Source organism: Streptomyces zagrosensis (assembly GCF_014203645.1).
Classification (GTDB): domain Bacteria; phylum Actinomycetota; class Actinomycetes; order Streptomycetales; family Streptomycetaceae; genus Streptomyces; species Streptomyces zagrosensis.
The window spans coordinates 1-11,619 of sequence record NZ_JACHJL010000022.1 but is presented as its reverse complement, the minus strand read 5'-3'; the positions used below and the strand labels follow the sequence as shown (position 1 = coordinate 11,619).

Here is an 11,619-nt window from a genome sequence, read left to right as displayed (position 1 = left end):
CTGTCTCCCGACTGCTCGTACTGTCTGCTGCGTACTGCGGCACGCCGGTTGTGCCCCGCCTGGGGCATTCGGTGTCGGGGCCACCGGGTTGCGGGACGGAGGAGTGCGCGGCGGCAGGAGGATGCTCAGCCGGCCGCTGCCTCCGGCTGTGGCTGCGGTTCGACCGCAGTGGGCTCCGGGGCGGACGCGGCGGTATAGAACACGGATGAGCCCTGCTTGGCGCGGTGAGCGTGATTCTTGGCAACGAGTCCTTCGAGGGTGGTGCGCACGACGGTGGTCTTGATGTTGCGCTCGGGATGGGCCTGTCCCAGCGCGGAGGAGGTCTTTGCAGTGGAGCGAGGCTCGTCCTGCTCCACCAGGTGAGTACGGATCAGTTCGACGAGAGTCGGTGCGGAGGCTGCCGCAGGCGAGGCTTTGGCTGCGGGCTTCTTGGCGGCAGTCTTTTCGGGTGGGCAGGGACGAGCTCTGCGAGCCACCGCTCAGTGGTGTCGGACAGGCTATAGTCGCTCCTCGCCCATGAGTTGGAGCATCATGGTGATGAACGTCTTGGTAAGGCTTCCGGCGTGGAGGCGGTCGTCGGCATGAGGAACATCGTGCAGGCCGAGCCGGCAGCCGTTGCCCCTGTGCAGAAGTCCGGCCAGACCCTCGACGTCTGCGAGGCAATCGGTCAACTTATCGTGGACACGGGCGTCAGGCCGGTGTTCTCCGGCAGCTTCGACGAGGTCGCTTTCCGTCGGCTGTGCAGTGACCTGCCGGTGGCCACAAGCAGTGTCGGCGTGCGCCGCGGCGCCGACTTGTCCTCCTGCTCTTGCGGGTTCACTGCCCCATGGCGCTCGAGCCAGGGAATGCTGTCGCGCCTGGACGCTCCAGCCTGCCTCGATTTCGCTCCGTTATCGGCAAAACCTCCTGCAGCAGGCATCCCATTCGTTACGGTCTTCGCTTACAGAAGCGTCCGACAGTCCGGCGCCCCGATAAGCGGTGTCCACTGCCCAGTCGGCAGTGCCCGGCACGGTAAGACCGAGACAGGGAACGGCCCCGATGACCGACACCGGCTCTGAACTCCCCAGCGTTGACGGCACTGTATTCGGCCGTGCTTTTGCACCCGCGGCCAGCTGGCAGCCGTTTGCCGGCTCCCTCACCAGCGGCGGCGCTGAAGACGAGGTGGGAAAGGTGGCAGGCACGGAAGCCTGCACGCCGTTGAAGTTCCACGTCGCCCTTTCCTCGGACGCCTATCTGCAGCTCGACGATGTCGTCAGCACCCGCCGGATGATTCCCGGGCGCGGCATGATCGTGACTTCCGGCGTGGTGACCGATGTGGTTGCCCGTCACGAAGGCGCCGCGTTCGGCTCAGATGTCTTCCTCATCGCCGACGGAATTCTGCCGGCGAACGTGCAAGAGATCGCCGAGGTCACGACCACCCGTGTCGACCCTGAGTGTTATGTCCCGCCGCGCCCCGGCGAAGTCGCCATCCGGGCCGCAGGCATTGTGCGGGATGCCGCGCTGTACTTCGACCGGATGGACGCACGCGTGCCCGCTGGCATCGGCCGGGACGGCGAACCGATCTATCTCAACCTCGAGTTCCTTGACGGCACCCGCGGCGCCCACGTATCGATTTCGGGTATCTCAGGGGTGGCGACCAAGACCAGCTTCGCGCTGTTCTTGATGCATTCGCTGTTCACCTCGGGTGCCCTGGGCGCCCGCGCGGTCAACGCCAAGGCCTTGATCTTCTCGGTCAAGGGCGAGGACCTGTTGTTCATCGACAAGTCCAATGCCCGCCTCGACGACACGCTGCGCGCCGCGTACGCCCAACTCGGCTTGCCCGCCCGCCCCTTCGTCTCGGCTGGCTTCTACGCCCCGCCGCTGCCAGGTGACACCACCGGCCGCCCCCACGTCACCGGCAGGACCAGCGGCGTCACCGCGTTTTGGTGGACCTTGGCCGAGTTGTGCGAACGCGAGCTGCTCCCGTACGTGTTCGCCGACACCGAAGACGAGAAGAACCAGTACACGATCGTCGTGCACCAGGTCACCAGCCGGCTGCGCCGCGAAGCCCAGGCCGCCGGGAACGACGGCGCGGTCGTCATCGACGGAACCATCCTGCGAACCTGGGCGGAGATGGTCGACTTCATCTGCGCCCAGGTCACCGACGACGTCACCCGACCGGGCTGGGCGGGCCCGGCCATCGGCCTGGGCACGGTGAACGCGTTCGTGCGGCGGCTGCGGTCGTCCCAGAGGTCGCTTACGCCCTTGCTGCGCGGAGACCTGAGCGCGAGCACCGACCGCTCGGGCGCGCACTCCATCGACACCTCGCAGCAACAGGTCACCGTGGTGGACCTGCACAACCTGCCGGAACGGGCCCAGCGGTTCGTAGTGGGCGTCGTGCTGGCTGCGGAGACCGATCGCAAGGAGCAAGCTGGCCCGGGCGGGCTGCTGTTCACCATGGTCGACGAGCTCAACAAGTACGCCCCCCGCGAGGGCTCCTCCCCGATCAAGGACGTACTGCTGGACATCGCCGAACGCGGCCGCTCGCTCGGCATCATCCTCATCGGTGCCCAGCAGACAGCCTCCGAGGTGGAACGACGCATCGTGTCGAACTCCTCGATCAAAATCGTTGGCCGGCTCGACGCTGCCGAGGCCGGCCGCCCCGAGTACGGCTTTTTGCCCCCTTCACAGCGCCAGCGCGCCACGCTCGCCAGGCCCGGCACCATGTTCGTCTCCCAGCCCGAGATCCCGGTGCCCCTGGCCGTCGAATTCCCCTTCCCCGCCTGGGCCACCCGGCTTTCCGAGGTCGCCGACCCCACCTTCGCTACCCCCACAGCCGGCCAGGTCACCGGCAGTACGACGCGACCGGACCCCTTCAGCACGCTGCCCCAGCCCGAGAACCATCCGTGGCCCCAGGACACCGACGACGGCGCCATCGACGAGCCGCCCTACTGACACCTGCCACATCGCTCCCCGGCGCACCGACGCGACACGCTGCTCCGCTTCAGCCACCCGCAAAGGACCCGCCCGTGAAGTTCCTTCACACCTCCGACTGGCACATCGGCAAAACCCTCAAGAGCCGCAACCGGCTCGAGGAGCAGGCCGGCGTCCTGCGGGAGATCACCCAGATCGCCGTCGACAACGACGTCGACGCCGTCCTCGTAGCCGGCGACATCTACGAAAACGTCGCACCGACCGCAGACGCACACAGACTCGTCGTGCGTACCCTGCTCCACCTGGCCAGGCAGAACATCGAGGTCGTCCTCATCGCCGGCAACCACGACCACGGCGCCACATTCGAGGCCTACAAGCCACTGATGGACGTCGCCGGCATCCACGTCTACGGCCAGGCCAGATCAGCCGCAAAGGGCGGCGTGCACACCTTCCGCGCCAAGTCCACCAACGAGCACGTCAACATCGCCGTCCTGCCGTTCCTCTCCCAGCGCTACGCCGTCCGCGCCGCCGAGATCATCGCTAACACCCCCTCGCAGAACGTCGGCGCCTACGACCAGCTCGTCCGCGATGTCCTAACCAATCTCACGGGCACCTTCACCCCGGACGCCGTCAACATCATCATGGCCCACCTGACGTGCACAGGCGGCAAGTTCGGTGGCGGCGAGCGGCCCGCCCAGTCGATCATGGAGTACCACGTGCCCGCCGCGATCTTCCCCGTCGAGGCGCACTACGTTGCCCTGGGGCACCTGCACCGCAGGCAGCAGATCCCGGCTGCCTGCCCAGTGCACTACAGCGGCTCTCCCTACGCCATCGATTTCGGAGAACAGAACAACACCCACGTCGTCTGCCTCGTCGAAGCATCCCCGGGTACCCCCGCACACATCACCGACATTCCCGTCACCGCCGGCCGCAGTCTGCGCACCGTCCACGGGACTGTCGCGCAGCTCACCGCCGATCCCGCTGGCTACGGCAAGGACTACCTCAGGCTCGTGGTCACCCAGCCCGGCTACGCCGGCATGCGCGAGGACCTGTACGAAGCCCTCCCCAACGCCCTGCAGATCCTGATCCACCCCGATCATGCGGGTACCGCAGTCACGGCAGGGATCAGCGTAGACCAGCCCGTCAGGACGCCGGCGCAGCTGTTTGCCGACTACTGCCACAGCGTCGGCGTCAGCGACGACCGGGTCGCGGCTTTGTTCAACCAGCTCCACGACGACCTGACCCGCTCGACCACCCGTCCCTGAAACCCAGGCCTGCACTCCGTCCAAAGGATCCTCAGATGCGTCCCGTTCGCCTGGAGCTCAACGGCTTCGCCGGATTCCGTGCCCCCACCGTGGTCGACTTCACCGACAGCGACTACTTCGCCCTCATCGGCCCCACCGGATCAGGCAAGTCCACCATCCTCGACGCGCTGACCTTCGCCCTGTACGGGTCGGCCTACCGGTGGGGACGCAGCAACGCCATCTCCTACGCACTCGCCCCCACGAGCAACCGCTGCACGGTCTCGCTCACCTTCGACGTCGGGGCGCAGCGCTACCAGGTCGCCCGCGAGGTCCGACGCGTCGGGCAACAGATCCAGCAAAAGTCCGTCAGCCTGGTGCAGTTCACCGACTCCACCGCCGTCGTGGTCGAGGCAGACGGGCCGCAGCCGGAGGTCTTGGCCGGGGAGATCAAGGAACTCAACCCCGCCATCGAGAAGTTGCTCGGGCTGTCCTTCGACGACTTCTGCCAGTGCGTCGTTTTGCCCCAGGGCGACTTCGCCCGGTTCCTGTCCGCCAACGCCAGCGCCCGGCAGCAGATCCTCCTCAAACTCCTCGGCGCTGCCCAGCACGAAGGCATCGGCAAGCGCGCCGGCGCTCAGGCAGACGAAGCAGCCAAGGAGATCGAGGTCCTCAACGACCAGCTGGGCCGGCACACCGACGCCACCCCCGAAGCCGAGGCCGCCGCGCAGACCAGGGTCTCCGCACTTCGACAGCTGGCCGTCACCGTCGACCAACTCGTGCCCGGCATCAACGAGGCACGCACCCGCGCACACGATGCCGCCGCCCATGCCGACAAACTGCGCAGCGAGACTGAACTGCTGACCTCCATCCGCACGCCCGACGACACCGAAGAGCTGCAGCTCCAAGCCACACAAGCCCAGACGGCTGCCCAACAGGCCCGCGACGCCGCCGACACGGCCGCTGAAACGCTCTCCGGGGCCACCAAAGCGGCCCAGTTGGGCCCGCAGCGCGCCGACCTGGCCGTCGCCCGCGACCGGTACCTCGAAAGAGCCGACCTGGCCGGGCGCCGCGACGGTGTTGTCGCCGCTGCCGAGCGCGCCAAAGACGAGCTGGCGCTGTGCGAGGACCAGCTGAAGGTGTTGGAGGACGCCGTCGCCCAGGCCCGCCGCAATACCGAGAAAACCCGTGAACACCGCGACCAGGCCCGGCAGACGCACGAGAAATTGCAGCGCCGCCAACAACTGCTGGCTGCCGTCCGCACCCCCGACGGCGCCACCGACCTGACCAGCCGAGCAGCAGCTCACTCCGACGAGATCGAAGCCGCCGCCGGGCAACTGGCCGAGGCCCGTGACCAACACGAACGGGCTTGCCACGCGCTTACCACCGCTGGCGACGGTAGCCGGCTCACCGAAGCACACCAGACGCTCGACCAACTCCTCGACGCCATCGGCCTGCTTCCTGATGCCGCCAAAGAGCTGGACAACTGGGTCGAGACGGCCAACCAGGCTGCGGCTGCAGCAACCGACGCGCAAGAACGCCTGAACGCGGCCACCTCCGCGCTCGAGGAGGCCCGAGCCCTCGCCGGTGCCGCACAGTTGCGTCCTCAGCTTCAGGTGGGCCACGCCTGCCTGGTCTGCGAGCAGAGCGTCACCACCCTCCCGCCGCCGCTGTCCGATCCGGCCCTCGACACGGCCGAGGCGGCGCAGGCCACAGCAGTAGCCGAACAACAGGACCTGCTGGCCCGATACGAGGACGCCAAGGCTAGGGTCGCCGACAAACAGCGGGCGGTTGACAGGCTGACCACACAGCACACCCTGCTCGACACAAGGCTGAGCACGCTGCTGCCCGACCGCCCCGCCGGCCCCGACCGCCACTGCGGCACCGACCGCGCCCACCTCGACGAACTCACCGCATCCCGCGACCAGCTGGCTACTGATGAGCAGAAGGCACGCGACGCAGTACAGAAAGCCAAAACGGCCCACGACTCCGCCACATCGGCCACCGCCACGCTGCAACGAGAACGCGACCAGGCCCGCAACACCCTGCATTCGACGCTTGGCACGCTGACCGCTCTTGACCCGCCGGCCCTCGACACCGACGACCTGACCGCGGCCTGGGCCGACCTGGAGACCTGGGCCCGCACCCGCACCGCCACCGTAGAACGCGACCTCGAGGCCGCCGCAACCGCAACCGCCGACGCCGAAAAGACCTACTCGGACGCGGCCACCGCACTGGCTGCAGCCGACAGTGCGCACAACGACGCCCGGAGCGCCCACACCGCAGTCGTCCGGGACGCCGCAACGGCCGGCCGCGAGCAGACCACCTTGACCGACCGCCTGAGTGAACTAGACACACTCCTGGGCCAGGCGCCGCCGGAAGACGGACTACCGACCCTCTTTGAGGAATGCACCCGCCTCGAAGAAGCCGTTCAGACAGCCACCGCTGACGCCGGCCGCACACGCGAAACAGCCAAGCAAGCCACGAGCGAGCAAAAACAGTGCCAACAGCGCACCGCAACTGCCCGATCCGCATTGACGGCCACCCGGGATGCAGTCGCGGCACTCAATCCACCGAGCCTCGACCTCGATGACCTAGCCACCGCCTGGGCCACCCTCACCGCCTGGGCCGACCGCGGGGCCAGCGACCGACAGCACGACACCGCGCGCGCCCACACCGACGCCCAAAGCGCCCACGACGAAGCCGAACAACTCCTGGGCCGACTGGAAGCTCTCCTGCGCGATGACGACCTGGATCCCCACGACCTCAAAGACGGCCCAGATCGCGCCGCACAGGCCCCGCGAGTGGTGGCTGTCGCCGCCGAACGCGCCCGCGGCCAGGTCGAAATGATCCAACGCAGCCTCGCCGATGCCGCCTCAATACGAGAAAAGATCGACACCGCCCACACCCGGCAACAGGTGGCCGCCGAACTGGCCCGGCTGATGCGGTCCAACAAGTTCCCCCAGTGGCTCGCCAACTCAGCCCTCGACACACTGGTCGCCGGCGCCTCCCAGTCACTGCGCCAACTGTCGGACGACCGCTTCGACCTCAGCCACCAAAAAGGCGACTTCTACGTCATCGACCACTTCGACGCCGACTCCTCACGCTCGGTGCGCACCCTGTCCGGCGGCGAAACCTTCCAGGCCAGCCTGGCCCTCGCACTGGCCCTTTCCGACCAACTGGCAGGCCTGGGCAGTGCCACGAAACTGGAGTCCATCTTCCTCGACGAAGGCTTCGGCACCCTCGACACCGATTCGCTTCAGACCGTCGCCGACACTTTGCAAAACCTCTCCCAGGGAGAGCGGATGGTCGGAGTGATCACCCACGTCACCGCACTTGCCGAACAGATCCCTGTCCAGTTCCACGTCCAGCGCGACAGCCACACCTCCACCGTCACCCGGCAGGGCACATGACCAGCACAGCACAGGCTCCCCGCATGCGGTTCCACGTCGACGGCTGGGACCCCACCTACGGCTCCAGCGTCGCCAATGCCGAGAACGGCATTGGCGACTCCACAGCCAAAGTCACCCCCCACCTCGAACTCGCCCCGGCCGACTGGAAGCCCATCTCGCCCTCCCAGGTATCCGCCCCGGGCGCCGTCCTGTTCGTCGACGGCGTGCGCCGCGTCGAGGCCCGCATCTGGATCGAACAACCCCCATCCGCCGAACCAGCCATACGCCCCAGCAACACAGCCAGGCACGCTCTGATGGCCCTGTGCGCCTCGTACGCAGCAGGCACCGTCTGCTGCTGCCCCGACCGCGGCGCCCATCTGCTGACCGTCGACTACCGGCGCGGCCTGTTCACCACCGCCACCAACGCCGCCGACGCGCCCACCACGGCCGGAACCTACAAAGCCCACATCACCCCCGACGACCAGGACCAGAACCTCGCAGTGCTCCTCTCCACGGCACTACAACGCCAGCTCACCGACCTCGAGGTCCTCGTCGCCACCCACGCCCGCACCGCCCTGACCGGCCACGGCGTTCGCGAAGACTCGGACCTCCTGGTCGTGGACGGCCCCCTGCGCGGCCGTACCCACCTGCCGCGCGCACTGGGATTCATCAAGTCCCACCGCACCGCCTACCTGCCACCCGACCTGCACGCCATGATCGCCGCCCTGGCCTCCAGCGAACGCACCCCCGTGTTCTTGATGGGCACCTCCTGGGACCGCCACGCCTGGTACCTGCGCCTCCCGTGCACACCCGGCGCCCCATGGGCTGGGATCGTGCGGCTGGAGTGCGCCGCCGACATTCCCGTGTCCGAGGCGATCGAACTGGCAAATCTTTCCCAGGCCCTCCTGCCGCGGTACGCCAGCATCGAGTACAAAGACACCCGGGCCCCGCAGAATCTGGTGCCGGTCGCCGGACTGGAGAGGGAACTACGCCGACGCATGGGCAACCCTGTCCTGCTCAGCCGGGCCCTACGCGTGGCAGCAGCAGGCTGAACCCGCATTCCCAGCTGGCTCCGCGTCCGCAAGACCCACCAACTCCACCCTGCACTTGGTTGTCACGCACCGCCGAGTAGCCCCTTCCCTCGATGCCACAATGACCGCCTCACCAACTCACGTCCCGGAGCGGCGTCCACCCCATGGCCACAACACCCCTCGAACTGCGCCCTCACCAAAAGGACGCCGTCGCGGCCGCCACCCGCACACTGGGTCAGCACCCGCGCGCGAGTGTGATCGCCGCGTGCGGCACCGGCAAGACCCTGATCGCTGCCCGCACTGCCGCCCGCATCGCCCCGCGGGGACGGGTTTTGGTGCTGCTGCCGACCCTGGATCTGCTGTCCCAGACGATACGGTCCTGGAGCCTGGCCGGACGCGACGGCACCGCCATCGCCGTGTGCTCCCAACGCCAGGCCCTCGACCACCGACCGCTCGGTGCCGACGTTCCCCTCACCACCGAGCCCGCCGAATTAGCCTCCTTGGTCGGACAGGCCAGTCCCGGTCCGGTCACCGTCTACGTCACCTACGCCTCCCTGCCCGCCGTCATCGCCGCCCACCGTGACCACCACCTGCCTTCCTGGGACCTGGTGGTCGTCGACGAAGCGCACCGTACGGCCGGCCGCCTGGGCAAGGCCTGGGCCGCCGTCCACCACGACGACCAGGTACCGGCCGCCCGCCGCCTCTACCTGACCGCCACCCCCCGCATCTGGGACCCCGACGACGCCCCGGACGGCGACGGAACAGAGACGGTGGCCTCCATGGACGACGAAGACCTCTTCGGTCCCGTCGCCTACCACCTCAACCTCTCCGACGCCATCGATCTCGGGCTGCTCGCCGACTACCAGATCCTCGTCCCCGTCGTCACCGACGCGGACCTGCGCGATTGGCTGGCCACCGGAGCCGGCGCGGGTGTCGACGGACTGCACCTGGCCGGCCGTCAGGTCGCCGTCCTGCGCGCCATCCACGACCACAAGCTGCGCCGCATCCTGACCTTCCATCACCGGGTCGCCAACGCCCGCGCCTTCGCCACCACCCTGGCGGAGACGGCCGCCGCTCTTCCCGCACCCCTGCGCCCCCAGGGGCTGTGGGCGGACTGGGTCAGCGGCAGCCACACCCCGCAGATCCGCCGCCGCCTCCTGCTCGAATTCACCTCCCACACCAACCCCGACACACCGGCCGTCCTGTCCAACGCCCGTGTGCTGGGGGAGGGCATCGACGTGCCCGACATCGACGCGGTGGTCTTCGTCGACCCCAAGAACAGCCCCGTCGACACTGTCCAGGCCGTCGGCCGCGCCCTGCGCCAGCACCCCGGCGCCGGCAAGAAGGCCACCCTTGTCGTACCCGTCTACCTCACCCCCGAAGAAGACCCCGACGACCTCCTTGGCGCGGATGCCTACACTCCGCTGTGGCGCACCATCCAGGCCCTGCGCTCCCACGACGACCGCCTCGACGCCCGCCTGTCCGACCCGCGCACCCACCGCCCCACCATGCCCCCCGAGGACCCCGAAGCCTGGCTGCATTTCGACCGCCCCACTCAGGCCGACGAGATCGCCCTCGCCTTGTCCCTGCGCGTCCTGGCCCCCAAGAGCGCCGAATGGCGCCGCGGCCTCACCGCAGCCCGCCGCTACCGCCACACTCACCAGCACCTCGACGTCCCCCAGACCTACGAGGACTCCACCGGCTACCCCCTGGGACGCTGGCTGACCTGGCAACGCCATCTGCACACCAAGGGCACACTCGACGCCGTACGCGTCCAGGCCCTCGAACGCCTCGGCATCATCTGGGACCCCCGCCAGCAGGCCTTCGACCGTGCGCTGGCCCACGCCGCCGCATACGCCGCCCGTCACGGCCACCTCGCCGCACCTGTCGACGAGATCCACGACGGTTTTCCCCTCGGCCGCTGGCTGGCCACCCAGCGCACCCGCGCCGAGACCCTCTCCGACCAGCGCATCGCCGCCCTCACTGCCCTAGACCGGTGGTGGAACCCGCGCTGGTCGATCACCTGGCAGCGGTCCTACCACACCGCCCGCCAGAGCCTGGCAGACAACGACACAGCCTCCCAGGCACAGGCGTGGCTCGAAGCCCAGCGCGCGCGCTTCGACCGCCTGCAGTCAGAACAAAGAGCCCTACTCAAGGAGTTGGGACTTCTCGAACTGCCCGACGCGCCCGCTGAATCGGCAACGGAGAACCACCTGCCGGCGCGCGAGCGTGCCTTCCAACGCGGGTTGGCCGCCGCCCGGAGGTTCCGCGAACGAGAAGGCCATCTCGATGTTCCCCAGCGGCACATCGAGGAGGTGGAAGGACAACAAGTGCGCCTGGGACAGTGGCTGAGTAACCTGCGACGACGCCGTTCCATCCTCACCCCGCAGCGCCAGGCCGCCCTGGCCGAACTTGGCCTGTGAGCAGGCGAGGGCGATCTTGTCGAGCACGGGCTGACGGCTGGAGCCGGGCAGGGGCCGAGAGGTTCAAGCCAATGGCCTGACTACACCCTGGCGGGGCCGCTCGGCACGCCCACACTGCACGACAGGGAGGAATTATCCCGGCCGGTGCAAGAGGGGGCGGAAAGGGCGGCCAAACGTAAGGGCAAGGCGGTGCGCAGACGACGCACCACCCGGAACAAAGCAGTAGCAGGAGTGCTTGCCGCGCTGGTCCTGCTCGGTCTGCTGCAGCCGATGCTGTTGCTATACCTTGGCGCCCTGCTTGCCGCTGCAGGAATCGGCTGGATGGTGTGGCGGCTCTGGCGTACCGACCGACTGCTGCGAAGCAAGGACGACGCTTGGAGACGACAGGAGGAGATCGCCGCCGGACAGCGGACGCTGGCTGCCATCGACGTGGTGACCGGCACCGAGTTCGAGGAAGCGGTTGCCCAGTTATGCCGCCGTGACGGCTGCACGCAGATGCGCCGAGTGGGCGGGACCTGAGGTTTCCCCGTTGCTCGGGAGGTGCTGATCAGCTGGTCAGAGAGGTGACGGGTTTTCAGGTTGGCTCTTTTGGCCGCTGCCTGATCGGAGTAGTGCTTCT

The 11,619-nt window shown here is 68.2% G+C and carries 8 protein-coding genes; 6 read left to right on the top strand and 2 right to left on the bottom strand.

Annotation, left to right across the window (positions count from 1 at the left end; all coding sequences use genetic code 11):
• Positions 1 to 125: 125 nt before the first annotated feature.
• Entirely contained in the window at positions 126 to 476 is a 351-nt protein-coding gene (locus FHS42_RS30025) for a hypothetical protein (protein ID WP_184577925.1), read from the bottom strand.
• 21 nt (positions 477 to 497) lie between these two features.
• The gene (locus FHS42_RS30020) at positions 498 to 671 is read right to left on the bottom strand and encodes a hypothetical protein (protein WP_184577922.1); all 174 of its coding nucleotides are present in this window, start codon (positions 669 to 671) and stop codon (positions 498 to 500) included.
• A gap of 367 nt (positions 672 to 1,038) precedes the next feature.
• Here FHS42_RS30020 and FHS42_RS30015 point away from each other — a divergent pair, with 367 nt between their 5' ends.
• The 6 genes from FHS42_RS30015 (at position 1,039) to FHS42_RS29990 (ending at position 11,519) form a co-directional block, all read left to right on the top strand.
• Positions 1,039 to 2,934: an ATP-binding protein gene (locus FHS42_RS30015; RefSeq protein ID WP_221477007.1), complete on the top strand. Its 1,896-nt coding sequence runs from the start codon at positions 1,039 to 1,041 to the stop codon at positions 2,932 to 2,934.
• A gap of 74 nt (positions 2,935 to 3,008) precedes the next feature.
• Positions 3,009 to 4,178: a metallophosphoesterase family protein gene (locus tag FHS42_RS30010; protein WP_184577919.1), complete on the top strand. Its 1,170-nt coding sequence runs from the start codon at positions 3,009 to 3,011 to the stop codon at positions 4,176 to 4,178.
• Between the two features lie 35 nt (positions 4,179 to 4,213).
• Positions 4,214 to 7,567: an AAA family ATPase gene (locus tag FHS42_RS30005; RefSeq protein WP_184577916.1), complete on the top strand. Its 3,354-nt coding sequence runs from the start codon at positions 4,214 to 4,216 to the stop codon at positions 7,565 to 7,567.
• 23 nt (positions 7,568 to 7,590) lie between these two features.
• Entirely contained in the window at positions 7,591 to 8,598 is a 1,008-nt protein-coding gene (locus FHS42_RS30000; protein WP_184577913.1) for a hypothetical protein, read from the top strand.
• Positions 8,599 to 8,741: 143 nt separating this feature from the next.
• On the top strand, positions 8,742 to 11,000 hold the full coding sequence (locus tag FHS42_RS29995) for a DEAD/DEAH box helicase (protein ID WP_184577909.1): 2,259 nt from the start codon (positions 8,742 to 8,744) through the stop codon (positions 10,998 to 11,000).
• 189 nt (positions 11,001 to 11,189) lie between these two features.
• Positions 11,190 to 11,519, top strand: a complete 330-nt coding sequence (locus FHS42_RS29990; protein ID WP_184577905.1) for a hypothetical protein — start codon at positions 11,190 to 11,192, stop codon at positions 11,517 to 11,519.
• The last annotated feature ends 100 nt before the right edge of the window (positions 11,520 to 11,619 follow it).